Annotated in this window: 26 protein-coding genes and 1 other RNA gene; 5 read left to right on the forward strand and 22 right to left on the reverse strand. The window is 72.6% G+C overall.

Annotated features, from left to right (window positions below):
- Positions 1–45 precede the first annotated feature (45 nt).
- From DDW44_RS09805 to DDW44_RS09820, 4 genes are all read right to left on the reverse strand, one after another.
- Positions 46–1,326, reverse strand: a complete 1,281-nt coding sequence (locus tag DDW44_RS09805; RefSeq protein WP_108906179.1) for an acyltransferase family protein — start codon at positions 1,324–1,326, stop codon at positions 46–48.
- Positions 1,323–3,521 (reverse strand): bifunctional polysaccharide deacetylase/glycosyltransferase family 2 protein, encoded by a 2,199-nt coding sequence (locus DDW44_RS09810; RefSeq protein WP_108906180.1) that lies wholly within the window; start codon positions 3,519–3,521, stop codon positions 1,323–1,325. Before DDW44_RS09810 ends, DDW44_RS09805 begins: the two co-directional genes overlap by 4 nt.
- On the reverse strand, positions 3,522–4,244 hold the full coding sequence (locus DDW44_RS09815) for a hypothetical protein (protein WP_146207001.1): 723 nt from the start codon (positions 4,242–4,244) through the stop codon (positions 3,522–3,524).
- A gap of 160 nt (positions 4,245–4,404) precedes the next feature.
- Positions 4,405–5,370 (reverse strand): LysR family transcriptional regulator, encoded by a 966-nt coding sequence (locus DDW44_RS09820; RefSeq protein WP_108906181.1) that lies wholly within the window; start codon positions 5,368–5,370, stop codon positions 4,405–4,407.
- Positions 5,371–5,531: 161 nt separating this feature from the next.
- Between DDW44_RS09820 and DDW44_RS09825 the strand changes: the two genes are divergently transcribed.
- The 4 genes from DDW44_RS09825 to DDW44_RS09840 all read left to right on the forward strand — a co-directional run bounded on the left by DDW44_RS09825 (position 5,532) and on the right by DDW44_RS09840 (position 8,058).
- On the forward strand, positions 5,532–6,815 hold the full coding sequence (locus DDW44_RS09825) for an MFS transporter (RefSeq protein WP_108906182.1): 1,284 nt from the start codon (positions 5,532–5,534) through the stop codon (positions 6,813–6,815).
- A 9-nt stretch (positions 6,816–6,824) separates the two neighbouring features.
- Positions 6,825–7,016, forward strand: coding sequence for a type II toxin-antitoxin system HicA family toxin (locus DDW44_RS09830; protein ID WP_078509251.1), 192 nt, complete (start codon positions 6,825–6,827; stop codon positions 7,014–7,016).
- A 103-nt stretch (positions 7,017–7,119) separates the two neighbouring features.
- Positions 7,120–7,533, forward strand: coding sequence for a type II toxin-antitoxin system HicB family antitoxin (locus DDW44_RS09835; protein WP_018891569.1), 414 nt, complete (start codon positions 7,120–7,122; stop codon positions 7,531–7,533).
- A gap of 201 nt (positions 7,534–7,734) precedes the next feature.
- The gene (locus DDW44_RS09840; RefSeq protein ID WP_108906183.1) at positions 7,735–8,058 is read left to right on the forward strand and encodes a type II toxin-antitoxin system Phd/YefM family antitoxin; all 324 of its coding nucleotides are present in this window, start codon (positions 7,735–7,737) and stop codon (positions 8,056–8,058) included.
- 137 nt (positions 8,059–8,195) lie between these two features.
- On the opposite strand, the gene ssrA is transcribed toward DDW44_RS09840, so the two are convergent.
- The 5 genes from ssrA to ftsE all read right to left on the reverse strand — a co-directional run bounded on the left by ssrA (position 8,196) and on the right by ftsE (position 12,237).
- Positions 8,196–8,565: a transfer-messenger RNA gene (gene ssrA, locus DDW44_RS09845) on the reverse strand.
- A 287-nt stretch (positions 8,566–8,852) separates the two neighbouring features.
- On the reverse strand, positions 8,853–9,332 hold the full coding sequence (gene smpB, locus DDW44_RS09850; protein ID WP_017947961.1) for an SsrA-binding protein SmpB: 480 nt from the start codon (positions 9,330–9,332) through the stop codon (positions 8,853–8,855).
- Positions 9,333–9,350: 18 nt separating this feature from the next.
- Positions 9,351–10,520 carry a S41 family peptidase gene (locus tag DDW44_RS09855; RefSeq protein ID WP_206307185.1) on the reverse strand — a complete coding sequence of 390 codons (1,170 nt, stop codon included), beginning with the start codon at positions 10,518–10,520 and terminating at the stop codon, positions 9,351–9,353.
- 68 nt (positions 10,521–10,588) lie between these two features.
- On the reverse strand, positions 10,589–11,506 hold the full coding sequence (gene ftsX, locus DDW44_RS09860; protein ID WP_017947959.1) for a permease-like cell division protein FtsX: 918 nt from the start codon (positions 11,504–11,506) through the stop codon (positions 10,589–10,591).
- A gap of 41 nt (positions 11,507–11,547) precedes the next feature.
- Positions 11,548–12,237 carry a cell division ATP-binding protein FtsE gene (ftsE, locus tag DDW44_RS09865; RefSeq protein ID WP_017947958.1) on the reverse strand — a complete coding sequence of 230 codons (690 nt, stop codon included), beginning with the start codon at positions 12,235–12,237 and terminating at the stop codon, positions 11,548–11,550.
- A gap of 316 nt (positions 12,238–12,553) precedes the next feature.
- Between ftsE and DDW44_RS09870 the strand changes: the two genes are divergently transcribed.
- Positions 12,554–12,748, forward strand: a complete 195-nt coding sequence (locus DDW44_RS09870; RefSeq protein WP_017947957.1) for a hypothetical protein — start codon at positions 12,554–12,556, stop codon at positions 12,746–12,748.
- 195 nt (positions 12,749–12,943) lie between these two features.
- Here the strand turns inward: DDW44_RS09870 and DDW44_RS09875 are convergent, their stop codons facing one another.
- The 13 genes from DDW44_RS09875 to DDW44_RS09935 form a co-directional block, all read right to left on the reverse strand.
- The gene (locus tag DDW44_RS09875; protein WP_108906185.1) at positions 12,944–13,756 is read right to left on the reverse strand and encodes a hypothetical protein; all 813 of its coding nucleotides are present in this window, start codon (positions 13,754–13,756) and stop codon (positions 12,944–12,946) included.
- A gap of 301 nt (positions 13,757–14,057) precedes the next feature.
- Entirely contained in the window at positions 14,058–14,309 is a 252-nt protein-coding gene (locus tag DDW44_RS09880) for a DUF397 domain-containing protein (RefSeq protein ID WP_108906186.1), read from the reverse strand.
- Entirely contained in the window at positions 14,296–15,120 is an 825-nt protein-coding gene (locus DDW44_RS09885; protein ID WP_027734139.1) for a helix-turn-helix domain-containing protein, read from the reverse strand. Before DDW44_RS09885 ends, DDW44_RS09880 begins: the two co-directional genes overlap by 14 nt.
- 314 nt (positions 15,121–15,434) lie before the next feature.
- Positions 15,435–15,620: a thiocillin family RiPP gene (locus DDW44_RS09890; protein ID WP_017947953.1), complete on the reverse strand. Its 186-nt coding sequence runs from the start codon at positions 15,618–15,620 to the stop codon at positions 15,435–15,437.
- Between the two features lie 141 nt (positions 15,621–15,761).
- Complete coding sequence (locus DDW44_RS09895) at positions 15,762–15,941, reverse strand: thiocillin family RiPP (RefSeq protein WP_017947952.1); 180 nt, start codon at positions 15,939–15,941, stop codon at positions 15,762–15,764.
- 118 nt (positions 15,942–16,059) lie between these two features.
- Positions 16,060–16,218: a thiocillin family RiPP gene (locus tag DDW44_RS09900; RefSeq protein WP_017947951.1), complete on the reverse strand. Its 159-nt coding sequence runs from the start codon at positions 16,216–16,218 to the stop codon at positions 16,060–16,062.
- Positions 16,219–16,318: 100 nt separating this feature from the next.
- Positions 16,319–16,483, reverse strand: a complete 165-nt coding sequence (locus DDW44_RS09905; protein WP_018891563.1) for a thiocillin family RiPP — start codon at positions 16,481–16,483, stop codon at positions 16,319–16,321.
- Between the two features lie 86 nt (positions 16,484–16,569).
- Positions 16,570–17,649 carry a lantibiotic dehydratase C-terminal domain-containing protein gene (locus tag DDW44_RS09910; RefSeq protein ID WP_108906187.1) on the reverse strand — a complete coding sequence of 360 codons (1,080 nt, stop codon included), beginning with the start codon at positions 17,647–17,649 and terminating at the stop codon, positions 16,570–16,572.
- Position 17,650: 1 nt separating this feature from the next.
- On the reverse strand, positions 17,651–20,311 hold the full coding sequence (locus DDW44_RS09915) for a hypothetical protein (RefSeq protein ID WP_146207002.1): 2,661 nt from the start codon (positions 20,309–20,311) through the stop codon (positions 17,651–17,653).
- Positions 20,311–21,450 carry a PqqD family protein gene (locus tag DDW44_RS09920; protein ID WP_018891560.1) on the reverse strand — a complete coding sequence of 380 codons (1,140 nt, stop codon included), beginning with the start codon at positions 21,448–21,450 and terminating at the stop codon, positions 20,311–20,313. The genes DDW44_RS09915 and DDW44_RS09920 overlap by 1 nt, the downstream gene beginning before the upstream one ends.
- Positions 21,450–22,244 (reverse strand): nitroreductase family protein, encoded by a 795-nt coding sequence (locus DDW44_RS09925; protein ID WP_108906189.1) that lies wholly within the window; start codon positions 22,242–22,244, stop codon positions 21,450–21,452. The genes DDW44_RS09920 and DDW44_RS09925 overlap by 1 nt, the downstream gene beginning before the upstream one ends.
- The gene (locus tag DDW44_RS09930) at positions 22,235–23,995 is read right to left on the reverse strand and encodes a nitroreductase family protein (protein ID WP_108906190.1); all 1,761 of its coding nucleotides are present in this window, start codon (positions 23,993–23,995) and stop codon (positions 22,235–22,237) included. The genes DDW44_RS09925 and DDW44_RS09930 overlap by 10 nt, the downstream gene beginning before the upstream one ends.
- Positions 23,992–24,651 carry a TOMM precursor leader peptide-binding protein gene (locus DDW44_RS09935; protein ID WP_108906191.1) on the reverse strand — a complete coding sequence of 220 codons (660 nt, stop codon included), beginning with the start codon at positions 24,649–24,651 and terminating at the stop codon, positions 23,992–23,994. Before DDW44_RS09935 ends, DDW44_RS09930 begins: the two co-directional genes overlap by 4 nt.
- Positions 24,652–24,653 lie beyond the last annotated feature (2 nt).

Raw genomic sequence — 24,653 nt, forward strand, 5'->3', positions numbered from 1 at the left:
CGTGGCGTGAGATGACCGGGGTGGAACCTTGCTCTCACCCGCTGCTCAGGCGCGGTGTGAGCGCGTCCGGCCGGGCCCCGCCCCGTCCGCTGCCGCCTCCCGGCGCGTGGCGCCGTTCGGCCAGAGCCGGGGGCGGCGCTTGGCGGCGACGTCCTCCAGCCAGCCGACGGCCATGATCATCAGCCCGATCAGCGGGAAGACGGCGATCAGCATGAGGACCGGGTACGCGCGCTCCAGGTAGACCGAGTACGTCGGCCACAGGCCGGGGATCCGCCAGAGCAGGTCGATGACCGGGATCGTGGCCATGATCAGCAGGTTGTGCCAGAGGTAGATGGTGACGGCCCGGTTGTTGGACAGGGTGATGAGGCCGTCGAAGTGCGCGAGCTTCCCCGGCAGCCGCTGCCAGGACGGGGAGTAGGCGAGCAGGATCACGCAGAAGCCGAACGACCAGGTGGCCTGGGCGAGGGGGATGTCGTTGAGGTCCCAGCCGTCCGGTCCCAGATGCCATGACGCCCACCACAGGCCGAAGGCCATGATCAGCGAGGACACGGACACGAAGACGTAACGCGGAAGTTTCTCGAACATGCCCTCCTGGTGGGCGAAGCCGAGCACCCAGCAGGATCCGTAGGTGGCGAAGTCGGTGATGGCGTTGCCCGTCTCACCGGGGATCTTGAACAGTCCGGAGCCGACGACGGCGGTGAGCGCGAGCGGGGCGAACAGCGTCGCCCAGGGCACTCTGCGGAACGCCCACAGCAGCAGCGGCGAGGCGATCACGAACCACAGATAGGCGCGGATGTACCAGAGCGGACCCGCCGCCTGGACAGCCCAGGTGTCCTCCAGCAGCCCCGAGGCGTCACCGCTGTGCCAGGGGTACGGCGGTGCGCCGACCGGGACGACGTACCAGGCCAGCTTGACGAACCACCAGATCCCCTCCTCCTTCACCGGCTTCCAGCCGAAGTAGAAGATCACGGGGAGGACGAAGGCCGAGAACGCCCACATCGGCGGCAGCAGCCGCCGGATACGACCGCGGATGACGCCCCATGCGGGCCGTGCCAGCGAGCGGGCCATCAGCGAGCCGGCGAGCGCGAACATCACGCCCATGGACGGGAAGATCACCGTCAGCCAGGCCCAGCCGAAGATGTGGTACACGATGACGCGGACCAGGGCGATGGAGCGCAGCAGGTCCAGATAGCGGTCCCGGCCGGGCCGCTTCGGAGCGGTGGAAGCGGCCGGAGAAGACGGAGGGGCCGCCGGGGCGGTCGTCCGGGCGCGGTGCCGGGCCCCGGTCCCGGGGGCGCCGCCGGTGTCGAGCGAGGGCGAGGTCATCCGACGGGCCTCCGCTCGTCGCTGCCCTGGCGCTGCGTCGGTATCGAACCCGGCGCCTCCACCACTCCCGTGCGCCGCAGCTTCTGCCAGCGGAGCCGGCCGCCGGTGAGGGCGGTGATCCAGGACTGCAGCAGCACGACGTACATGAGCTGCCGGTACAGGAGCTGCTGGAGCGGCAGGGAGATCAGATGCACCATGCGTTCCTTGTCGAGCCGGAACGCATAGGCGGCGCAGACGGCCTGGATGGCGAGGACGCCGAACCAGGCGGCGATCGTCTTCTGGGTGGGGCCGAAGACGATCCCGTAGAGCAGGAAGACGTCGATGAGCGGGGCGAGCAGCGGGAACAGCACCATGAACAGCGAGACCAGCGGGAGGCCGACCCGGCCGAACCGGCCGGAGGGGCCGCTGTCGATCACGGCGCGGCGGTGCTTCCAGATCGCCTGCATCGTGCCGTACGACCAGCGGTAGCGCTGGGACCACAGCTGCTGTACGGACTCCGGGGCCTCGGTCCACGCCCGGGCGCGCTCCGCGTACACCACGCGCCAGCCGTCGCGGTGGATGGCCATGGTGATGTCGGTGTCCTCGGCGAGGGTGTCGTCGCTCATGCCGCCGACCCGCTCCAGGGCCTCGCGGCGGAAGGCGCCGACTGCGCCGGGGATGGTGGGCATGCACCGCAGCACGTCGTACATGCGGCGGTCGAGGTTGAAGCCCATCACGTACTCGATGTGCTGCCAGGCCCCGATCAGGCTGTCCCGGTTGCCGACCTTGGCGTTGCCGGCGACGGCGCCGACGCGCGGATCGCCGAACGGCTGGACCAGTTCGCGGACGGTGGACGGTTCGAAGACGGTGTCCCCGTCCATCATCACGATGATGTCGTGGCGGGCGTTGCGGATGCCGTTGTTCAGGGCTTCCGGCTTGCCCGCGTTGGCCTGCCGGACGACCCGGACGTTGGGCAGCCACAGGTCGTCGACGATGTCGGCGGTGCCGTCCGAGGAGCCGTCGTCGATGACGATGACCTCGATCGGGTGGTCGCTCTCCATCAGCGAGCGCACCGTGTTCTCGATGCACTCCTTCTCGTTGTACGCGGGCACCAGCACCGTCACGGGTTCGGTGACGGCCGGGCCCCAGCGGAAGCGGCGGCGGCGCACCTTGCGGGCATGGCCGAAGGAGAGCAGCAGCATGAGGCCGAAGCGGAGGAAGACCAGGACGCCGATCACGGCGAGCCCGACGGTCAGCGCCGATGTGGTCTTCTCGGAGACGGCGACGGCGCCGACCCAGGCCTTGCCCTTCCACAGCTCCGGTCCGGCGACGGGAGTGTGGGCGCTGGGGGCGCCGAGGGCCTCGGTGAGGTTGGCGAAGCGGTAGCCGCGCTCCTTCATGTCGGGCAGGAACCGGTCGAGGGCGGCCACGGTCTGGGAGCGGTCGCCACCGGAGTCGTGCATCAGCACGATGGAGCCCTTGGTGCCCTCGGGAGTGGCGCGCTCGATGATCGCCTCGACGCCCGGGCGCTTCCAGTCCTCGCTGTCAGTGTCGTTGAAGGCGGTGATGTAGCCGCGGCTGCCGATGTACTCGGTGACCGGCCAGGACTTGTCGTCCAGGGCGGCCGAGAACGACGAGTAGGGCGGCCGGAAGAGCGAGGTGCGGATGCCGGCGGCGCCCGCGAGCGCCAGCTGGTTCTGCGAGAGCTCCCAGTCGATCCGGCTCTGCGTCTGGAGCGCCAGATCGGGGTGGTTGAAGGTGTGCAGGCCGAGCTCGTGGCCCTCCGCGACCATCCGCTGCACCAGGTCCGGGTGGCGGGAGGCCATGGTGCCGGTCACGAAGAACACCGCGTGGGCGTCGTACTTCTTCAGCCGGTCGAGGACCTTCGGCGTCCACACCGGGTCGGGGCCGTCGTCGAAGGTCAGCACCAGGTTCTTGTCCGGGACGCTGAGCGCCTTGGGCTCGCCCGGGGTGCGGGCGTCGATGACGGGGCCGCCGCCCAGGATCTGCGAGGGCACCTGACCGTTGTCGACCGGGGGGCGCACGCGGTGGTCGGCGAGGATCTCGCTGTGCACATAGCCGCGCAGCATGAGCATCGCGAGGAGCGCGACGAGGAGGAGCGAGGGCAGCAGGTAGCGCATGGGCAGCCTGCGCCGCGCGGCGGACCTCCTGGCGCTCTTCCGGCGTCGGACGGCCCTTCTGCCGGAGGCGGTCATCTAGCGGGCACCTTCCCCGGCCAGTTGTGCGCCCTGCGCCACGGGTTCGCCGGTGGGTTCCTCCGTGCCGGTCTCGGTCGGCGCGGGATCGGCCGGGTCGGTCGGCTGTTCCCCGCCGGCCGTGCCGCCGTTTCCTCCGGCGCCGCCCGGCCCCGCGGACACGGTCGGCTGGGGGTCGGTCGTGGCGCCGCCGGAGCCGCCGGCGCCGGCGGTGGTGGTCGTGCCGGTGCCGGTGCCGGATTCGCCTGCCGAGCTGCTGCTGCGGGTGCCGTCCGGCTCGCCGGCGGACGCGGCGGGCTGCCGCGGTACGGCGGCGGGGCTGCCGGAGGGCGAGGGGACGCCGGCGACGATCTCGGCAGCGGCGGGGGCGGTCGGGTCCTCGGAGGGCCCGGGCGTCTCCTCGGCGGTGTCCGCCTTGTCCTCGGCCTGGCCGGGTATGAGAAGTGACGGCGCGTTGGAGTTGCCGCCGATGAGGGCGACCACGAGGGTCACCGCGTAGCCCGCGCAGGCGAGCGCGAGCACCCATCCGATGCGACGGAACTTCTTGCTGCGGCGGCCGCTCTCGTCGACGAACACCGGCCCGTCGGCGTCGTCCTGAGGAGGGGCCTCAGAGGTCGCCCGGGCAGCGTGGAGTCTTCTGAACTCCACGCTGTCGATCTGCATCGTGACCTCGTTGGGGTCATGGGTGTGCCCTATTCGGGACTTTTCTCGCCTGTTTTCCACTGCTGTACGCTCTTCCCCCACTGAACGGAGAGGTGGGAGCGCCGGCGGAAACCGGACGCCTGCCGTCGGACCGGGCCCCCTAAACCCGGGCCGAGCACCCCTACCACGTTGCACCCGGACCATGAATGTAGCGCACGCCGGGGACGCCCGGGACGCGGAGTCAGGTGTTCCGCGCCATAGCCGCCCGGTCCTCGTCCGGCAGCCAGCCGTCCGGCGGCAGGTCGAGCCATCCCTCCGCCGTGGCGAGTCCGGACGCGGCGGAACGCAGCACGCCGAGGCCGGGGTGGCTCAGACCGCGCCGCCAGACCAGCGAGACCGGCGACAGCGGCACGGGGGCGGCGAGCGGCCGGACCACCATGCCCGGCACGGCGATGAACTCGGTGCTCGCCAGCACCGACCAGCCGTGCTTGCGCACCACCCGCACGAACTCCTCCGGCCCGGCTATCTCGGGGAAGGGGGCGGCCATGCGGATTCCGCGGCCGGTGAAGAGCCGGGCGGCGAGGTCGGTCCACTCGGCGGTGGCCGCGTTGCCCGCGCCCGTGTAGAGGGTCTCCCCCGCCAGGGCGTCGAGCGGCACCTCGTCGAGCACCGCGAGCGGATGGCCGTCGCAGAGGAGTACGGCCATCCGCTCGTACCGCACCGGCTGATGGTCCAGTTCGCAGCGCAGCGCCGCGTCGATCCCGGCGATCCTGCCGAAGGAGACGTCGAGGCGGCCGGCGGCGATCTCCGCGGCCGCGCCGGTGAGCCCGCTGAGGTAGCGGGCGACGAACTCCAGGCCGGGGGCGGTCCGGCGGGCCTCACCGAGCACCCGGTAGGCCGTCCCCACCGGGGCGCCCACATCGACGAGCAGCGGCCGTTCCGTGTCGGTGAAGGCGGCGGCCAGCGCCTCGTGGGCGTCCAGCACCCGCCGTGCGTACGGCAGCAGCCGCTCGCCGTCGGCGGTGAGCCGCACCTGCCGGGTGGTGCGCACGAACAGTTCGGATCCCAGCGCCCGCTCCAGCCGCCGGATGTCGCGGCTGAGGGCCTGCTGGGCGACGTACAGCCGGGCGGCGGCCCGGGTGAAGTGCAGTTCGGCCGCGACGGCGAGGAAGGCGCGGAGCAGACGGGGTTCGAGGTCCTGGGGCACCCGCAGAACCTACAACAGGGGTGCGTCAATGGGCTCCGAACAGGTGTTGGACCTCCGAGGGGCCGCGCGGCGAGCCTTGATCCATGCCGCAGTCGAACTCGTCCCGGACCACCGTGTCCGCGTACTCGTCCCGGACCACCGCGTCCGCGCACTCACCCCGGATGACCACGTCCGGAGGAACCCTGGTCCTGGCGTCACGGAGCCCGGAACCGGGGCGCTCCCGTCCACCGGGCCCGTACCGCCGGCTGTTCTCCGTCCCGGGGGCACGGGCGTTCACCGCCGGGAACCTCCTCGCCCGGCTGCCGATGGGCATGTTCGGCGTCAGCGCCGTGATCATGATTGCCGGGGAGCGCGGCTCGTACGCCCTCGCCGGCGCCGTCACGGCGACCGGCCTGGCGGCCACGGCCCTCGTCGCCCCCTGGACCGCACGTCTCGTCGACCGCCACGGGCAGGCCCGCGTCGCCGTTCCGGCCACCGTACTGGCCGTGCTCGGCGAACTCGCCCTGGTGCTGTGCGTCCATCACGGGGCGCCCGACTGGACGCTGTTCGCCGCGTACGCGGCGACCGCGACGATGCCCAACACGGGCGGGATGTCCCGGGCCCGCTGGGCGCATCTGCTGAAGGACGACCCGGCCGCCCGGCACACCGCGAACTCCTTCGAGCAGGCCGCCGACGAACTGTGCTTCATGCTCGGGCCGGTGCTCGCGGCCTGGCTCTGCGCGGGACTCTTCCCGGAGGCGGGGACCCTGGTCGGCGCGGGGATGCTGCTGACCGGCGTGCTCCTGTTCGCGGCCCAGCGCTCCACCGAGCCGCCGGCGTCCGGCCGGGCCGCGAGGCCCGGCTCCCCGCTGCGCACGCCCGGCATGGTCCCGATGCTCGCCGTCTTCCTCGCCACGGGAGCCGTCTTCGGCTCGATGGAGGTCGTCACGATCGGCTTCGTGGACGGCCCGGCGGCGGGTGCGGTGCTGGCCCTCCAGGCCGCCGGCTCGTGTCTGGCGGGCCTCGCGTACGGCCGGGCCCGCCGCACGGCCCGGCTGCGGACCTGCCTGGCCGCGATGACGGTCCTCATGGCACTGCCGCTGCTCGCCGCGGCCGGCACCGGCTCGCTGCTCGCCGTGGCGGGCGCGCTGCTGATCGCCGGGATGGCGACGGCGCCGACCATGGTGACCGGGATGGGCGCGATCCAGCGCCTCACCCCCGAGGGGCGGCTGAACGAGGGCATGACCCTGGCCGTGACGGCGCTGCTCGGCGGGATCGCGGCCGGTTCGGCGGCGGGCGGCTGGACGGTGGAGCTGGCGGGCGCCGCCCACGGCTATGCGATCCCGGTGACGGCCGCCGCGCTGGCACTGGCGCTGACGCTGCTGCCGGCGGGCACCACGAAGACCGTCGCCAGGAGGCGACAGATTTCGTCGCCCACGATAGACAAAACTTGTCGCCCGGCGTAGACTGCCGTCGTGAAAAAACGAGATCTACTCCGAGAGCTCCGGGCAATCGCGGCGGAGAAAGGGGCGGAACTCGTTCTCGCGAGACAGGGCGGCAGCCATGAGGTCTATGCCCTGGGGGGCCAGAGACTCATCGTCCCGCGGCACAACGAGATCGCTGAGGGAACGGCCCGGAGCATCATCCGAGCCGCGAAGGGAGAGTGATCGATCGAATGCGGGGCCCGTCGCAACCGGGCCCCTGCCCGATCAGCCCCGCACTCCACCTTCGGCGACGGGAAGAGAGAAGGAAGGGAAGGAGGAACACGGATTGGAACCGCAGAAGGCGAAGACGACGACGTACCACGCGACTGCCGGCCACGACGGCAAGTGGTGGACGGTCAGCTTGCACGACCTTCCCGAAGGATACGGAGGCGCTACCCAAGGACGTACCTGGCGCGAGGCCGAGCGCATGGCACGTGAGGCGATCGCTCTGCTCCTCGACGTCGAAAGCGACAGCTTCGAAGTCGTCATGCTTCCCGCTGACCCGGAGATGGCAGCCGCCGTCATCAAGGCGGAGGAAGCGAGGGAGGCAGCCGAGACCGCAGCCCGTCGAGCAGCCGAGGCCCTGGCCCAGGCGGCTCGTGTGCTGGTCGATCATGCCGTGACCGTGCGAGACGCGGGGGCCATGCTCAATGTCTCATATCAGCAGGTCGCCAAGCTCGCTCCCAGAACCGCCAAATAGCCGGCCCGAAGGGTTCGCTTCGAACAGAGGCCCCATCCTCTTGCCCGGGGGTGGGGCCTCGTCCCTTCGCAGGCTCGCCCGCTCGGACCACAGCGCCCGAGCACAGGTACCCGGCTCCCTCGACGCGACGTAGGCGACGACGCCGGCAGTCCTTCCGTCTTCACCTCCGTTCACCACACCCGTAGATTGCCGACTCCTGACATGACCACCGATCGCACGCCCGCGCCGGGCACACTGCCGTCCGTCCCCCTCGCCGAGGCCCGCGCTCAGCTGTCCAAGCTGGTCACGCTCGCCGAGTACACCGGGCAGGTCACCGCCCTCACTCGCTACGGGCAGCCGGTCGCCGCGATCGTCCCCGCGAGGCTCCTGCCACTCCTCGCCGGGGCCGCCGCGGGTCCCGCTCCCATCGACCCCGCGTTCTCCGCAGCCGTCCAGGCTCACGCCGCTACCATCACCGGCACCTCCCACGAGGAGAACGCCGAGATCCTCGACGAGCTGCGCCGGGATGACGACGCCGCCCAGTGATCGTCATCGATGCGTCCGCCCCGGCCGACCGCCCATCACGACCGGATTCGCCGCCGCACGCCGCTCCCGCGGCATGCGGAAGACCCCCTGCCCTGGCGAAGTTCTCGCAGGTCAGAGGGTCTTTGCTCACATGGGATGAGTGGAGATGGCGGGAATCGAACCCGCGTCCAACGGTGCGGAACCAGGGCTTCTCCGTGTGCAGTCCGCTGCGATTTTCTCAGCCCCGGAGATCACGCGAACAAGTCTCCGACGGGCTCAGTCACTGCTTGTTGTCCCTCTACACCCCGTGACCGGGTCTAGAGGTGGAGTTCCCTAGCTGATGCCAGGATCCGGGTCGGGAACGCCCCCGGGCTGACACTTCGCGAGTCGCTACTTAGGCAGCGAGGGCGAAGGAATCGCGCTTGGTGTTGGCGATTATTGGTTGCGACATATGGTTTACGAGATCATTGCCGCTTCCTCGACACGCTTCCCCTGCTTCGACATCCGCTGTCGAAACCGATCATCCCCATGTTGATTTTTCAATGCCTGCCCTCTCGGGGAGGGCAGGAGCCATCGTACGTGACCAACGCGCGAACGTGCCAGCGTATTCCGCGCGTCCGGCCCGGACCGGTGCTGCGGACCGGTGCTGCGGCCGTGCTGCGGACCGGCGGCGCGGCACGCCCGCGGCCGGTGGTGCGGTCGGTCCCGGCCCGGCAGAGGCGCGGCGCCCGCGCCCGGCCGGCGTCTCGGCGGCCTGGTCGGGCCTGGTCGGGCCTGGTCCGGCCGGGGTACGGGGCCCGGCGCACGTGTGCGGCTCAGGCCCGCTGGCGCCGCCGCGCCGCGGACATCGCCCGGTCGGCCTCGCGACGGTCCTGCTTCTCCCGCAGGGTCTGCCGCTTGTCGTACTCCTTCTTGCCCTTCGCCAGGGCGATCTCGACCTTGGCCCGGCCGTCCTTGAAGTACAGGGCGAGCGGCACGATGGTGTGGCCCGTCTCCTGGGACTTGGACTCCAGCTTGTCGATCTCCTCCCGGTGCAGCAGCAGCTTCCGCTTCCGCCGGGCGCTGTGGTTGGTCCAGGTGCCCTGGCTGTACTCCGGCACATGGACGTTGTGCAGCCACGCCTCGTGGTCGTGGATGTCGACGAACCCGTCAGCCAGCGAGGCCCGCCCCTGACGCAGCGACTTCACCTCGGTACCCATCAGCACGAGACCGCACTCGTAGGTGTCGAGGATGTGGTAGTCGTGCCGCGCCTTCTTGTTCTGCGCGATCAGCTTGCGCCCTTTTTCCTTAGCCATAGTGCGGTCATTTTCGCACTACGACCCGGCTCCGAGGCCACTCAATACCGTCCGGGCCCGCTCCTCGGCACGCTCGCTCACGGCCAGGTCCGGGACGATGCCCCGGCCGTCCACGTCGTGACCGGCCGGAGTGCGGTAGTGGCCCACGGTGAGCTCGGCGACGGAACCGTCGGGCAGCTGCTCGGGCATCTGCACCGATCCCTTCCCGAAGGTGCGGGCGCCGACGGTGACGGCGCGCCCCCGGTCCTTCAGGGCGCCCGTGACCAGCTCGGCCGCGCTCATCGTGCCGCCGTCCACCAGCGCCACGACCGGCCGGCCGGTGTCCCCGCCCGGACTGGCGTAGAGCGCCTTCTGCTCACCGCGCACGTCGTAGGTGGCGACCAGGCCGCCGTCCAGGAAGGCGGACGCCGCCGTGACGGCCTCGGAGACCAGCCCGCCGCTGTTGCCCCGCAGGTCCAGCAGGACACCGGCACCCTCCGGTGCCGACTCCACCGCCTGCCGCACCCGCTCCCCGGCGCCCTTGGTGAAGGCCTCGACCTTGATCAGCACGGCCTCGCCCTCGAGCTTCCTGACGGTGACGGCCTCGGTGGCGAGCCGGGCCCGGCGCACCGTCCGGCTCCAGGCGCGGTCGCCGCGCTGCAGCCCCAGCACCACGGACGAGCCCGCGCCGGCGCTCCCGCCGTCACCGCGCAGCAGCCGGACGACCTCGCTGACCGGCCGCCCGTCTATCCGGGCCCCGTCGACCGTGCGCAACTGGTCGCCGACGCGGATGCCGGCCAGGTCCGCCGGACCGCCGTGCTGCAGCCGGGCGACCTCGACCCGGCCGTCCGCACCGCGCCTGGCCCACAGCCCGACGCCGGTGTAGGAGCCGTCGAGGGCGCGCGCGAACTCCTCGTACTCGCCCTTGTCGTACACGGCGCCCCAGCGGTCCCCGCTGCGGCTGACGACCTCTTCCGCGGCCTTGGCGCCGGACTTGCCGTCCGCGGCGGCCTCGGCGGCGGCGCGTGCGATCTCGTCGCGGTCGACCGTGGCGGCGGCCGCGCGCACGCGCGGCTCGGGCGGCTCGTCCTCGGCGCGGGGCAGCAGGCCTGTCGCGGAACCGGTGGCGAGCGCGCTCGCGAACACCAGCGTCAGGATCGCCCCGTGGCGCAGGCCACGGGGCACCTTGGATGATCCAGGGCCCAACATGGCGCCCACTCTAGGACAAGCGAAGGGCGCCGTAGGGCTGTTGACCCGTACGGCGCCCGGGGCGCTCGTCACACCTTCAGGTACTTGCGCAACGCGATGAAAGCGGCCATGGAGGGCATCAGCAGCCCGATCACCAGGACGAGCGGCAGTACCGCTATCACCGCGTCCCAGCCGATGAAGTTGACCAACGGCATCTTCTCGGAGAGCGCCAGCCCGCCGTCGATGAGGAAGTACCGGCCGACCAGCAGCATCACGCAGGCCACCAGGCCGCCGAGCAGTCCGGCGAAGGCGGCCTCCATGATGAACGGCATCTGGATGTAGAAGCTGGACGCTCCGACGAGCCGCATGATCCCCGTCTCCCGCCGCCGGCTGAACGCCGACACCCGCACGGTGTTGACGATCAGCATCAGCGCGATGACCAGCATCAGCCCCATGATGAAGAGGGCGGCGACGTTCATGCCCCGCATCATGTTGAAGAGGTTCTCCAGGATGCCGCGCTGGTCCTGGATGGACTGGACCCCGTCGCGGCCGGCGAACGCGGTCGCCACCACCTTGTACTTCTCCGGGTCCTTCAGCTTGACCCGGAACGACTCCTGCATCTGGTCGGGCGTGATGACCGTGGCGATGGCGGTGTCGCTGTACTGCTCGCGGTAGTGCTTGTAGGCCTCGTCGGCGCTCTCGTGGTGGACCTTCTCGACGATGGCCATGTCCTGGAGGTCGGACTTGATCTGCTCCCGCTGCTCGGCGGTGACGGCACCCTTCGAGCACTGCTCGTCCGTCTCCGCGTCGTTCTTGTTGCAGAGGTAGATGGAGACGTTGACCTTGTCGTACCAGAAGTCCTTCATGGTGCTGACCTGTTCACGCATGAGCAGGGCGCCACCGAAGAGGGCGAGCGACAGGGCCACGGAGACGATCACCGCGAAGGTCATCGTCAGGTTGCGGCGGAGACCGACGCCGATCTCCGACAGTACGAACTGGGCGCGCATGGCGAGTGTTTCAGCCTTTCCTCTACCTGCTCAGTGCCTGCTCAGTGCTGGTAGCCGTAGACACCGCGCGCCTGGTCGCGTACGAGCCGGCCCTGTTCGAGCTCGATGACGCGCTTGCGCATCTGGTCGACGATGTTCTGGTCGTGGGTCGCCATCACCACCGTGGTTCCGGTCCGGTTGATCCGGTCCAGCAGTTTCATGATGCCGACGGAGGTCTGGGGGTCGAGGTTTCCGGTCGGCTCGTCCGCGATCAGCAGCATGGGGCGGTTGACGAAGGCACGGGCGATCGCCACGCGCTGCTGCTCACCGCCGGAGAGCTCCCCAGGCATCCGCTCCTCCTTGCCGCCGAGACCGACGAGGTCGAGGACCTGGGGAACGGCCTTGCGGATCTCTCCGCGCGGCTTGCCGATGACCTCCTGCGCGAAGGCGACGTTCTGGGCGACGGTCTTGTTCGGCAGCAGGCGGAAGTCCTGGAAGACGGTGCCCAGCTGCCGGCGCATGTGCGGCACCTTCCAGTTGGACAGGCGCGCGAGGTCCTTGCCGAGGACGTGCACCTGCCCCTGGCTGGCACGCTCCTCGCGGAGGACCAGCCGCAGGAAGGTCGACTTGCCGGAGCCGGACGAGCCCACGAGGAAGACGAACTCGCCCTTCTCGATCTCCAGGGAGACATCGCGAAGGGCTGGACGGTTCTGCTTGGGGTAGCTCTTGGAGACGCTGTCGAATCGGATCACGGATGCACCACGGTCGGCCGGGAGTATGTGTGCGTGACCATACGCGAACGAGGATGGCGCGTGCAGTCACCGCCCGGAGTTGCGCGATTTGTCGGATTGATAGCGCCCTTTCGCCTCCGCTGCCGGCCCCCGGAACAGGCCTGATCCGACGGGGCGCGCCGAATCGCCCGCGAGCTGGCACAGTGGTACCCGGGAACGAACACGGTTCCCGGAGCGTTGCGCGGAGAGACACGCGGAGAAGCATCGGGGAACCACCGGGGAACGCCGGAAGAACGGACTCCGCCGGCGGCTCCGCCGCGCGGGAGGAGGAGAGCGCATGACCTACGACCGACTGGTGTGCGCCAACTGCGCCGCGCCCGTCGCGGAGGGCCGCTGCCCCGTCTGCCGGGCCAGTCGCGAGCGCCTGCAGCAGAACGGCCCCTTCGCGGGCCTGAACCCTGCGGCGCTGGTGGCGCTGCTGGTGGTCCTGGTTGCGGCGCTGGCACTCCTGGCGCACCAGACCGCCGCCTGACGCACCGGCCGAGCCGAATCAGGCACCGAATCAGGCACCGCATCCGCGCAGGAATACACAGAAGCGCACGGGAACGCGCGGGAACGCACAGGGGCCCGGAGAGCCGAACGGCTCTCCGGGCCCCTGTCGCATGCCGTGACGAGTCACCGGCGCAGGTCAGATCCGATCCCGTGGATCAGTGACAAGCTGGCCCGGTCAGACAGCGGCGCGGCCGCCGACGAGGCGGGGCAGCATACGGAAGCCGATGCCACCGGCGATCATCGTCGCGGCACCGACCAGCAGGAACGTGGTCTCGGCGGCGCCGGTCTCGGCCAGCTCCTCCTTGGCCTCGCCCTGCTCCACCGGCTGCGAGCCGACGGAGTCGGTGTCGGTGTTGTCGGCGCACTCGGCACCCTCGACGCTCACGGTGCAGCCGTCGGAGCCGCCGTCGCCGCCACCGGTTGCGACGGAGCCACCGGCAGTCGCACTGGAGCCGCCGGTGCTGGAGGAACCGCCGGTGCTGGAGGAACCGCCGGTGCTGGAGGAACCGCCGGTGGTCGCGGGGTCACCCGTGGTGGAACCGCCCTGGTCACCGCCAGTGGCGTTACCGCCGGAGTTGCCATTGCCGCCAACCTGACCGGCGTCCGCACCGCCAACCTGACCGGCGTCCGCACCGCCAACCTGACCCTCGTCGACGCCGCCAACCTGACCGGCGTCCGCGCCACCAACCTGACCGGCGTCCGCACCGCCAACCTGACCGGCGTCCGCGCCACCAACCTGACCGGCGTCCGCACCGCCAACCTGACCCTCGTCGACGCCGCCGAGAGCACCGCCATCGCCCTCGTCATCCTGGATGCCGAGACCGATCTCGGCACCCTCCTGTGTCACCTCGGCCCTGGCACTCAGGCCACCGACGCCGACATCGATGCCAACGGCCTGGGCGGCACCCGCGGCGGTCAGGGAGGCACCGGCGGCGATCACCGCGCCGGCGGCTATGCGCGCGACGCGAACCCGCGTCTTCTTGGTCATCTGCTGCTACCCCCAGTAGCTCATTCGTTTGTAGTGCAGCGTCAGGGGCGGCGACCGTTCAGGGGTTGCGTTTCCACTCCCCTGCTCACACCCGCCCCACAGGTACGCATGCCGCGCGTCAGCCTTCCCAGTTTCCGCGGACGCGTCAAGTTTCATTGCGCGCGCAATGCCCGAAATGGGGCCAGTTGCCCGAGGCGGGAGCAGATAACTGTGACGTAAGCGAGGAACTACCACTTGCTCAAAGCCAGTTGCCTTATCGACAAAGCGAGCCGCCAGCGGCTTTTCACTTCCCGCCCGCGAATCACGGGAACGGCAACCGGCGTCCCTCAGGGTCGATCGGATGGGCCCTGAGTGAGCCGACGAAGGCCGTCCAGGCGGCCGCTCCGAACACGACCGCGGGGCCATGGGGGTTCTTGCTGTCCCGGACGGGGACGAAGGCTGTGCAGAGGTCGCCGACTTCGAGGCATTCGCCGCTGCTGCCGCCGCTGTAGCTGGACTTGCGCCACTTCGGGGCGGTGTCGGCGGCGGGGGTGACGTGCTCACTGCTGTGCATGCTCGTACTCCTCCGCGACGGTCCTGATCAGAGCCAGGGACTCGCGGTGCGAGAGCGCGTCCCCCAAGGCGTGATCGTAGACCGCCTGGCACTCGCGCACCACGGAGAGCACTTCGAGCACCCGGCCCGTCTTCAGGGCTTCGACATAGGCGACGGGAGGGAGGTCGTCGAACCACATAAGCGAGACGAAGCCTTCCAGGAGCGAGTGGAGGCCCAGGGAGAACGGCAGGACATGCACCCGGATCCGACGACTCTCGCCCAAGTCGGCAATATGGCGCAGCTGTTCGCTCATGACTTTCGGACACCCGGCGCCCCTCCGCAGCACCGCCTCGTCCAGCAGCGCCCAGAACACCGGTGAATGGAAGTCGTCGAGAATGCGGGCGCGTGCGAGTCGTGTACCGAGGAGCCTGTCGCGTTCGGCCTCCGTCTTGGACGGGAAGCCCGAGCTCAGCACCTCCCGTGCGTACGACTCCGTTTGCAGGACGCCCGGTACCAGCTTCGGCGCGTACTCCCGGATCACCTTCGCCTGGCGCTCCAGTTCCAGCGCCTCCGCGAAGTGTTCAGCGACCTTGCCCTCCTTCAGCGACGGCAGGAACCGCTCGAAGAAGCCGCCGCTGTCCATCACGCGGTCCAGTCGCCGCGCGTCCTCCACGTCCGGTCTGCGCCTGCCCGCCTCGATGTGCGCGATATGGGTGCGGGACATGACCACCCGCCGGCTCAGCTCCTCCTGGGTGAGTCCGGCCGCCTCACGACGGCGCTTCAGCTCGGCCCCGTAGGTCTCACGGGACTTCGGGTTGTCCTCGATCGCCATGCCCAACTCCCCCGGTGCGAAGCCGTCGTCGCCTCTCGTCGGCCGCTACCGAGCGTAGTGCATTCCCTTTCTTTCCGTGACCGGTACGGGTGGCGGTGAAGGGACGGAGACCGGCCCGGAGCGCGGGGTGGGGAGTGTGGCGCTCCGGGCCGGCCATGAGGCCCGCGTCAGCCGCGGGCACTGCCGGGAAGGGCGGCCGGAACCTGCCCGACATGGGCAGGGGCCGGCCGCCCCGGCGGGCCGTGACGTACTCAGGTGCCGGGCGTCGGCCCGTTCACCGGCCGTCCGTCAGCGGCCTGCGGGATGGCACAGGGTCAGGCGCTGCTGGCCGTACCCGCGCTGCTGAAGCATCCCGACGGCGTGGAGATGGAGCTGCCGGTCGCGGCGGTGCCCACCGTGCTGCCGGGCGAGTGGGACGCCGGCAGGACCTCCAGTTCCGGCGCCTCCTGGTCGAGGCGCAGGTCGAGTGCCGGGCCGGAGACCGGGGTGATGTCGTTCATGATTCCTCCTGTGTGACGGTGTGTGCGGATGTCCGCCGGTGAGCCGGCGGCGGCCGACGGCGGCGTGTCCGGGGACCTGCCGCGGCCGTCCGGGCCGGCGGGGCGAACGGCTCGTGGCCGCAGCCCGTGCCGTCCGCCGGTTCAGTGGCTGCTGGCGGTCGACGCGCTGCTGGCCGAGGCGGCGGGGCAGGACGCGCAGCTGATGCTTCCCGCGCTGCCGAGGGTGCTGCTCGGGGCGTGCCCGGCCGGCAGCACCTCCAGCTCGGGGGGTTCACCCTCCAGTACGAGTTCCAGTACGTCGGTGTCGGGCAACCTGTCCATGCCGTGTCCTCTCCTTTCCTCTCCTGCTCCTCGTACGACGACCGGCGTCGCCGCCGGATCGTCCGCCGAGGGCCGCCGGCCGGGACCCGGTGCCCCGGCCGGCCGTGGTGCGGGTGCGCTACTTGGAGCTCAGGGTGCTCGCGCACCCCCAGGTCATGGCCGGGCAGGAACCGGAGCCGACGGTGGCGGCGCAGGAGACGTTCCCGGCCGAGTACTCCTCGGGGAGCACCTCCAGTTCGGGCATCTCCTGGTCCAGACGCAGGTCGAGGTCGTTCATTGCGGACTCCTGTCGTGTGGTGGGTGGTTCGGTGGTGGTGCGGCTCCGGAGGTCCGGAGCCGTGGCCGGGTCCCGGCGGGCCCGACGCGGGCGATCTGCGTCAGCCGGAGCTGCTGGCCGTGCCGACGGTGCCGATGGAGCCCCCGGGGCAGGAGAGGGATCCGGCCGTGCCGGCGGATCCGGCGCAGGAGCCCGCGGACTGGGTGTCGGGGAGCACCTCGACCTCGGGGCTCTCCTGCTCGATGCGCAGATCGAGTTCGTTCATCACGCTGTTCCTTTCGTGATCTTCAGGCTGCGGTCCCGGACGGGGCCGCTACGGCGCCCTTGACGGACGCCGGGTCTCGGGGCCCGCTAGGGGGCGGTGGTGCCGGGGGGCGCGGCGGGATGCGCCGGATGCACCGGGAGTGGCGAGGGGGGATCGGAGCGCTCCGCCCGTGCCGCCACCCGTCCGAGAACGGCCTCTTCGAGGGGGAGGAAGCCGAGCCGGTTGAGCGTCATGTGCATCTGCATCAGCAGCAGGCGCGAGGCGACCGCGTCGGGGTCGACGGCCAGAGCGCGTCGCACGCCGTCCGCGAGGTCGCGGCCCAGCGCGTCGGCGGCGGCGGGCAGCGCGGGGACTGACCCGGCGTCGGCGGCGGGCAGGGCTACGGGCACGGCGCCGGCGGTGGAGGCTGGACCGACATCGGTGTGGGCATGGGCATCGGCAGCGGCAGAGCAGGACCCGGCACGGGCGGAGGACCGGGCACGGGCGGAGGTGGTGAGGGGCCGTGCTGCGGGCTCCCGGCCACCGATGGGCGGTCGCGCGCCCGCCGCCCACCGTTCGGCGATCCGCTCCGTCTCCTGAAGCCAGGCCGGGTCCCCGGCGAGGAGGCCCGTCCAGTGGCCCCAGTGCAGCCGCCAGATCCGCTCGCGCTGACTCCGGCCCAGCGTGCCCAGGCAGGACCGCATCACCCGCACCGCGAGGTGTGCCCTGGCCGTGCGGTCCGCTCCGGTCGCCCGTACCGCGTCCAGGCCCAGCTCACTGCTTGCCTGGAAGACCTCCTCGGCGATGTCGACGGCCGGAGGGGAGCCGTAGTAGTGGTGCTCCCTGCCGTAGACGCCCAGGCTGAGCCGGCGACTGCCGTGACCGGGCAGGCCCTCCTCCGCCCGCGGGTGCAGCCGCTCGACCTCCCCCCGGGCGGGCGGGGGGACGTGCTCCTTCCACAGGGCGCGGCCGGCCTCCCAGCAGTCGTCGAGCACGGCCGGGGTGCCCAGGAAGCGCACCCGCAGATGCGGGCCGCTCGCGTCGGCGTAGCGGAGGAAGAACCACCGCCGGACGCCCGCGCGCTCGGCCGCCTCGACCCAGGCCGGGACCAGGCCGGTCAGCAGGAGTTCGCCGTCCCGGTGCCCGGCGTGGTGGACTCGGGCGTACAGCCATTCCTCGGTGGCCATCTCAGCACCGCCCCCGGTCCGTGCCCGGTGCCGGGCGGGCGAAGTGCACGCAGTGCTCCACCGCACGGGCGCCGGGGCCCTCCCCGGCGGGGCGGCGCGGCAGGCACTCGGTGAACACCACCACCGTGTCCGGCCGTTCGGTGAGGCGGTCCAGCAGGTCCAGGCCGGTGGGGGAGGCGAAGGCCAGCCACAGCGGCTTGCGGGCCCGGTCCCCGCGCCGCGGGGCGCCGTTCTCCCCTCTGACGTACACCTCGGCGGGCATGCCGTGTTCCCGCCGCCAGGCGTCGACCCGTTCCAGGAAGTCCGCCGTTTCCTCGCCCGGTTCCCGGCGCGGTACCTGGGACGCCTCCATCCGCCACCGCGCCCGCCGGACCGCCGCACCCGCCACGACGTGCCGGGCCGACACGCCGGGTCCCGTCTCCGACGGGTCGTCCGGGCGGGTGCCGTCGGCGAGACCCGGGGGAAGCCACCAGGGGTCGGCCAGGACCAGCAGGAACCGGGCCGCTCCCCCCACCAGATGGCACGGGACGGTGCCGAGGTAGACGGGGGCCACCGGTGTGCCGCTCCGGCGGCGCAGTTCCAGGGCGTTCTCCCGGCTGTCGTGGACCAGGTCCAGCGCCTCCAGCGGTACGCCCGGGCCGGACCGGCGCGGCGCGGTGGGCCAGTGCAGCGACGCGGGAAGGACGCCGCAGCTGTCCCCCTGGAGGGGATTGACCTCGCGGGCCGGGACGAACTCCAGGCACTCGGCGTCCGGATGAAGCGTGCGCGCCCAGGCCCGGAGCCGTTCGGCGAAGCCCGCCCCGCGCGGGCCGCCGGCGGAGTCGTACAGCCGGTGGAAACGGGCGATCAGCCCTCCCATGCCCGAGGAGACCTGGTTGACGACGAGGAGCGGGCCGTCGGCGGGCTCCTCGCAGTCCTGGAAGACGACCGCGACCGAGGGCAGGCAACTCGACCGCCCCGGACGGGCGGGGCGAGGGCGGGCGGTACCCGGCGCGACTCCGGAGGGGGCTCCGGAGGGGGCTCCGGAGGGGGCTCCGAGAGCGCCGGGGCCGCTCGGTCCCACGGAGACGCCGGGACCGCCGGGGCCGCTCGGTCCCACGGAGACGCCGGGACCGCCGGGGCCGCTCGGTCCCACGGAGACGCCGGGACCGCCGGGAACACCGGGAACGCCGAATGCGGCCAGTTCCTGAAGGAAGCCGAACACGTCGTCGCAGACACCGTCCTCGCCGAACCGCGCCACGAACGCGTCGGTGAGCGCCTGGTACTCGGGAGACACCCGCAGGCTGTCGCACGCGGCCCGGGCATGGCGCCGCAGCACCGTGGCCCGCTCGTCGTCCCGCGGGCGGGCCGGGAGGGTGCCGGCCCGGTCCTCGTAGACCAGGGTCACCTCGCGCAGCGGCCAGTCGTCGGCGGCGCCGAGCGCGTCGAGGGCCTCCTCCAGTGCCTCGCGCAGCCGCACCAGGCCGGCGGCCCGGGCCGCCGGGCAGCCGCCGGCGATGGCCGACAGCTCGCGCGCGGCGGTCAGCAGCCGCCCGGCCGCCCGGTGGTCCGACGGGTCCCGGGACGCGGCCAGTGCCGCGGCGAGCCAGTCCAGAAGCCGGTCCTGCGGGCAGGGGTCGTCGACGTCCAGCAGACCGGCCTCCAGGTACCGGGCCAGCCGGACGGCGGGCAGCCCCCGCGGATCCCGCAGGGCGGCGGACAGGTCCTCCCTTCCGCTCGCGTCCAGGACCTCGTCGTCCGACCAGGCCCAGCCGTCGGTCACCGACTGCCGTGGCTCGCTCAGCCGGGCGGTGGGGCCCGCGGTGCGCAGGGAGCCGTTGACCCGCCAGCGGACCAGGCCGCGCACCCCGTCCCGGACGGCCGCCGCCCGCAGCAGCACCCGCCCTGCCAGGGGGTGCAGGCCGACCCGTACCCGTGCGCCGTGGTCCGCTCCGGGGACGGCGACATGGGTGAGCGAGGACAGCGGACTGGCCTTCAGCGCGGACCGTACGGCGTACCCGTACGCGGTGAGGCGTTCCCCTCGGTCCAGCGGCCGCCCGTCCGGCTGCCGTACGCGACGCGAGAACACGGGCGAGACCAGTGCCAGCGCACCGGACACGGCGGGCAGGCCCATGAGGTGCCGCAGCGTCCGCTCCTCGGCCGCCTCCGCGGCCCCGGCGCGCAGCCGAAGCGACTGCCGCAGCCCGGCGAGGTCCCCGGCGCGTTCCGCCCAGCGATCCAGTGCCGCAGTCTCCCTTCCCTTCGGCGCGAGTGCCTCGCGGACCTGCGCGAGCAGCTCCGGTGTCACGGGGTGCGGGCGCCCGGCGTGCGCCGCCCTCCGCCAGCGCAGCACCGACCGGCGCGCGCCGGTGGCCGCCATCAGCGGTACGGCGTCGTACAGCAGCCCGGTCACCGCCGGTGCCAGGGCGGCCAGTTCCCGGCGGGCCGCGGCGATCCGGTCCAGGACCTCGGCGACCTCCTCGGCGGCCAGCGGTGCCACGGCGGCTGCCGGAAGTCCGGCGACCCTGCTCAGGGCCGGGCCCTCGGCCAGGGGGTGTCCGGCGGCGGGCGGAGGTGCGGTCGCGGACTGGGGCGCCATGGCGGGCTGAGCCGCCGTCGTGGACTGAGGCTCCATGGCGGGCTGAGCCGCCGTCGCGGACTGCCTCTCGGTCGAGGTCGTCATCACACGCCCCCGAACAGCGCCAGCAGCGAGCGCACGCAGAAGACCGCGACGAGCAGCGCGTAGGCCAGGCAGACGACTCCGAACACCTGGTAGCGCAGTTGCCGGGAGCGGCTGCGGACGGCGAGCCAGCTCGGCGGCGGCTGCCGCAGCACCCGGCACCGCAGCGCGGTGAAGGCGCGCGAGCGCAGGTTCAGTGTGCCCATGGCCGACTCCAGCGCGTGGTACCCGTCGGTGGGGAGCAGCGGGTTCAGGTTCGCCAGCAGCAGGCCGATCTGCAGCCAGACCATCAGCAGGGAGAGCTGCCCGAACTGCCCGTCGGCGTACAGCGACAGCGCCGACCAGCCGCCCAGCCACAGCACGTCCTGGGCCACCCCGGCCAGGGCGATGACCACCCGCGACCCTCGGCCGGGGAGCCGGTGCGCGTCGGTGCGGTCCACATAGGCCACGGGGACCAGGTAGAAGAGGAGGCCGACGCCGATCTCCCGGACGGGGACGCCGTAGTAGCGGCACGCCAGCCCGTGGGCCAGTTCGTGCAGCGCGGTCTGCAGCAGCATGCTGCAGACGACGACCGTCCAGCCCCACACCGGGAGGGACAGGGCCGGACCGCCGGAGGCGAGGGGAGCGGCGAGCGCCGATCCGGCCCCCCAGACGGCGAGGACGGCGGCGGCGGTCCACAGGACGCCGAAGGGCAGCGGCGCGCGGCGGAGCAGCGCGGCGGGCGGATCCAGCACGGCGCGGACCCCGGAGCCCACCAGCGGCCGGCGTGGCATATGGCTGCGGCGGGCGAAGCGCACGGCCGAGGCGTCCCGGCCGCCGTCCGGGGGCACGGTCAGCAGTCCGGCGGCGCGCAGCTCACCCAGGAAGTCCAGCACCACCTGCCGGGTGGAGCCGTCACCGCGTCCCGCGCCCGAGGCGCGGGCGGCGAACTCCCGTCCGGTCATGGAGCCGTCGAGGGCCGTGAGGATCGCGGCCCCGCTCCTCGACAGCCGGGTGTAGTGGCCGCTGACGGGGTCGTAGGCGAGCGGTTCGTGGTGCAGACCCTCGGTGATCTCGACGTCGGGGCGCATGGCCGGGCGTTCGGTGTCGAGCCAGGACGGCTCGGCGGTGCCGGAGGCGACGCCGGTGGACGGGCCGGCCATCACCGCTCCCCGGTCCGGTCGGCCGGGGCCGGGGCCGACCGGACCCGGTGGGGGGACCCGAGGGCCAGTCCGATCAGTTGTGCCCGGCCGGATCCGTCGATGCCCAGATGGGTGCGTCCCGCCGCACCGAGCACACCGGCGAACACGGAGCCGGCGGCTCCGAGGGAGAGGGCCGCGAGCCAGGTGGCGTGGGCCAGTGCCGCGCCGCGCGCCAGCAGCAGCCGGTGGCCCCCCGCCCCGTGCCGTTCGGCGGCCGTCGCCAGGTCGCCGTGCACCACCACCAGGGCCGGGGCATCGCCGAACTCCAGTTGCAGCACCAGGTCGGCGAGCGGCGGCAGGACGACGTGCGGCTCGGGCTCCAGCCGCCGCGCCCCGGGCGCATAGCGGTGGCAGCCGTCCGGAACGCCGAGGAGTCGCTGCACCAGTACGGTCGCGGACGGCGCCGGCAGTGTGGGGAAGGCCGGTCGCCACAGCCGCTCGTCCTGCTCGAAGGCGTACCCGAGGGCCTGGACGAGGACGTCCCCGTCCAGGGGTTCGGGGGCCCAGTGCCGCTGGGCGGTGCGGCGGCGCAGCGCGTGGACCGGGTCGCCGGGCAGCGGCGGAGCCGCGCCGGGCCGGAAGTCGTCGGCGGTGGCGGTGGCGGTGGCCGACCGTGAGGCGGCCCGGGTGGCGGACGTGGTGACGGCACCGGGCGCGGTGGCGGGTGCGGTGGCGGATGCGGTGACGGTGGCGGACGTGGTGGGCGGTGCGGCCAGCAGCTCCTCGGTGAGCCGGGCCGTGTCGATCAGCGGCACGAGCCGCTCCCTTCGTCGTGGAGCCGCACGGCGGCGGTGATGAGCGCGGGCCCGGCGGCGCCCACCAGGAGTTCCCGGTGCCGTTGCAGGGGGTGGGGGTCGAGCAGGCCGTGCGCCAGCCCGATCGCCCGGGCCGTGAGAGCCAGTTGGGCCAGTGCGCATCCGGTGTCGAGGTTCCCCACGCGGTAGGCGAACGGACCGTACTTCCGGGCGACGCGGCCGATGTCCGAGGCGAGGACCAGGTGCACGCCGGGCCGTGTCCCGCCGTCCGCGGCTTCCCCGCCCAGTGCCTCGATGAGAGTGCCGAGGTGGTCGGTGTGGGGGTGCATGGCGGTGAGCGCGTGGTCGGCGGCGTCGTAGTAGTGGACGCCGTCGGGGAGGCCGGGGACACCCCGGAGCAGCGCGTAGACATGGGGCGAGCCCAGGTTTCCGCCGGTCGGGGCCCAGCGGTTGACCCGGCCGGGGTCGCCGGCCTCGCCCTCGTCGCCGGGGCCGCGCAGCCCGGCGGTGAAGCGCATCAGGGCCGCCAGGGCCTCCGGCCACGGCGGCGGTTCCGCGACCGCGGCGAGCTTCTCCAGGTCCGCCAGGGATGCCTCGGGCAGCGGATGCCGCGGATTGTTGGGGTACCTCAGCCGCTCGAACTGGAGCCCGACGTTCTCCGGGCGGAAGTGGTGCTGGTGCGCCTTGGGGTTGACCAGATGCCGGGGTGGGAAGGCCACGGCGTGCTCGTAGTGCAGCGGCCCGTCGTCCGGCAGGGGATCGGTGCGGCCTTCGGCGGTCGGGTAGCAGGTGCGGCAGCCGGCGTCGGGAGTCAGTTTGTACGTGGTGGTCGAGCTGTCCGCGAGGTCCACGACGAGCTGCCCGCCGAGGGACTGGACCGGCTCGCCCCGCAGCAGCAGGGCCCTCAGCTCCTCGGCGATCAGTCCGGCTGCGGTCGCCGCGCCCGAGGTGGGGGCCACGGCCAGGAAACCTTCGGGTGGCAGCGGCCGGAGCGCGACGGCGGCACGGGCGCAGTGCGCGCAGGCGGTCGCCGACGGGTCGACCAGCGGCCCCACGGCGACCCGTCCGTCCCGCTCGTCAGCCAGCAGCAGCCGGATGCCCAGCCGGGCGCTCTGCTCGACGATCCGGTCGACCGTCGCACGGGGCGCCGCGAGGTCGGCGACGACCAGTGCTTCCTCAGGTGCCTCCTCGCCGGGCGCGAGCGGGAGCACATCGGTGATCCCGAGGTCGGCCAGTGCCGTCCGCAGCGGCTGCCGCCAGGACGCCCGTACGCTCAGCCGCACCCGGGCCCGGGCCGCGGCGAGCGCCGCATGGCTGGAGTGGGGGTGGACGCGGGCGCAGTCCAGCGTCCGCGACATCCAGACCGCGGCCGGCCCCGACGGCCCGTCGCCCTCCGGCGGGGGTACGGCCTGCGCCGCGTCCTCCAGCACCCCCGCGAAGTAGAGGGTGGCGACGGCCTGGTGGACGGCCGATTCGCTCCATCCGGTCGCCTGGGCCAGCGCGGCGGCGTCCCGGCTGCCGTCCAGGAGGGGCAGCAGGAGCCGCCGGAGGGCCGCGGCCGACGCGCCGCGCAGATGCTGGCGTTCGGCGCCCCCGTCGATGACCACGCCGTCGGGTGTGTCGACGACATGGAGCCCCCGGCAGAGCTGCGGGCGGGCGGGAAGGCGGAACTGGGGATCGCTGCTCACGGCCGCGGCGACGACCGCCGCGGGCGTGCCGCGCTGTCCCGGGTCGCCGGCGAGGGTGCTCACCGCTCGCCTCCCGCCGCGGGGCCCGTGGTGAGCGGCAGCTCGTCGGCCAGCCGCCGCCAGCCGTCGTCCGGGTCCACCGGCGGCCCGCACTCCGGGCAGCCGTGGACGCCGATGACGGTGTCGGAGAACAGCGACCGGCTCAGCATGTTGTAGAAGGTCACCTGCCCGGGTACGGCGCCGTCCCCGGTGCGGTAGCGGGTGAGCAGGTCCACGGCGAGACCGGCCGCGATCATGGCCTGCGCGTCGGTGAACCCGGCGATCCCGTGGCCGGGGTCGGCCGCCCTCGACTCCTGCAGGGCCCGGGTGACCTCGCGCCCCCGTTCGTGCTGGGCCCGGCGCCGGGTGTAGCAGGAGTGGCAGGGGCCCTCGCCCGGCACCACCAGGGGACCGATCCTGATGAGGGGGAACTCCTGGACGACCGGGAGCCAGGTCGTGCGGCACACGCCGTGCAGCCGGGCGACCCCTTCCAGGAGGGTGGGTTCGTCCCGCCAGAGGGCGAGCACGCGGAGCGCGGTGTGGGGCCACTCGGCGGACCGGCTGCCGAGGGCGTCGGCGGTGGCGGAGGGCCAGTCGGTGAGCGCGGTCAGGTGGTCGGCGACCCTCCTGCCGAACGTCCCGGTCCACAGGATGTGCGCGGGTGCGGTGGTGAACGGCACGG

The organism is Streptomyces tirandamycinicus (genome assembly GCF_003097515.1).
GTDB classification, from domain to species: domain Bacteria; phylum Actinomycetota; class Actinomycetes; order Streptomycetales; family Streptomycetaceae; genus Streptomyces; species Streptomyces tirandamycinicus.

Coding starts and splice junctions, on each gene's coding strand:
- DDW44_RS09910 (WP_108906187.1), bottom strand. CDS start 17,649: ATGGCCACCGAGGAATGGCTGTACGCCCGAGTCCACCACGCCGGGCAC.
- DDW44_RS09880 (WP_108906186.1), bottom strand. CDS start 14,309: ATGCACAGCAGTGAGCACGTCACCCCCGCCGCCGACACCGCCCCGAAG.
- DDW44_RS09870 (WP_017947957.1), top strand. CDS start 12,554: ATGACCTACGACCGACTGGTGTGCGCCAACTGCGCCGCGCCCGTCGCG.
- ftsX (WP_017947959.1), bottom strand. CDS start 11,506: ATGCGCGCCCAGTTCGTACTGTCGGAGATCGGCGTCGGTCTCCGCCGC.
- DDW44_RS09875 (WP_108906185.1), bottom strand. CDS start 13,756: ATGACCAAGAAGACGCGGGTTCGCGTCGCGCGCATAGCCGCCGGCGCG.
- DDW44_RS09905 (WP_018891563.1), bottom strand. CDS start 16,483: ATGAACGAACTCGATCTGCGCATCGAGCAGGAGAGCCCCGAGGTCGAG.
- DDW44_RS09840 (WP_108906183.1), top strand. CDS start 7,735: ATGACCACCGATCGCACGCCCGCGCCGGGCACACTGCCGTCCGTCCCC.
- DDW44_RS09810 (WP_108906180.1), bottom strand. CDS start 3,521: ATGACCGCCTCCGGCAGAAGGGCCGTCCGACGCCGGAAGAGCGCCAGG.
- DDW44_RS09920 (WP_018891560.1), bottom strand. CDS start 21,450: ATGGCCGGCCCGTCCACCGGCGTCGCCTCCGGCACCGCCGAGCCGTCC.
- DDW44_RS09900 (WP_017947951.1), bottom strand. CDS start 16,218: ATGAACGACCTCGACCTGCGTCTGGACCAGGAGATGCCCGAACTGGAG.
- DDW44_RS09805 (WP_108906179.1), bottom strand. CDS start 1,326: ATGACCTCGCCCTCGCTCGACACCGGCGGCGCCCCCGGGACCGGGGCC.
- DDW44_RS09825 (WP_108906182.1), top strand. CDS start 5,532: ATGACCACGTCCGGAGGAACCCTGGTCCTGGCGTCACGGAGCCCGGAA.
- DDW44_RS09885 (WP_027734139.1), bottom strand. CDS start 15,120: ATGGCGATCGAGGACAACCCGAAGTCCCGTGAGACCTACGGGGCCGAG.
- DDW44_RS09895 (WP_017947952.1), bottom strand. CDS start 15,941: ATGGACAGGTTGCCCGACACCGACGTACTGGAACTCGTACTGGAGGGT.
- DDW44_RS09915 (WP_146207002.1), bottom strand. CDS start 20,311: ATGACGACCTCGACCGAGAGGCAGTCCGCGACGGCGGCTCAGCCCGCC.
- smpB (WP_017947961.1), bottom strand. CDS start 9,332: ATGGCTAAGGAAAAAGGGCGCAAGCTGATCGCGCAGAACAAGAAGGCG.
- DDW44_RS09855 (WP_206307185.1), bottom strand. CDS start 10,520: ATGTTGGGCCCTGGATCATCCAAGGTGCCCCGTGGCCTGCGCCACGGG.
- DDW44_RS09890 (WP_017947953.1), bottom strand. CDS start 15,620: ATGAACGACATCACCCCGGTCTCCGGCCCGGCACTCGACCTGCGCCTC.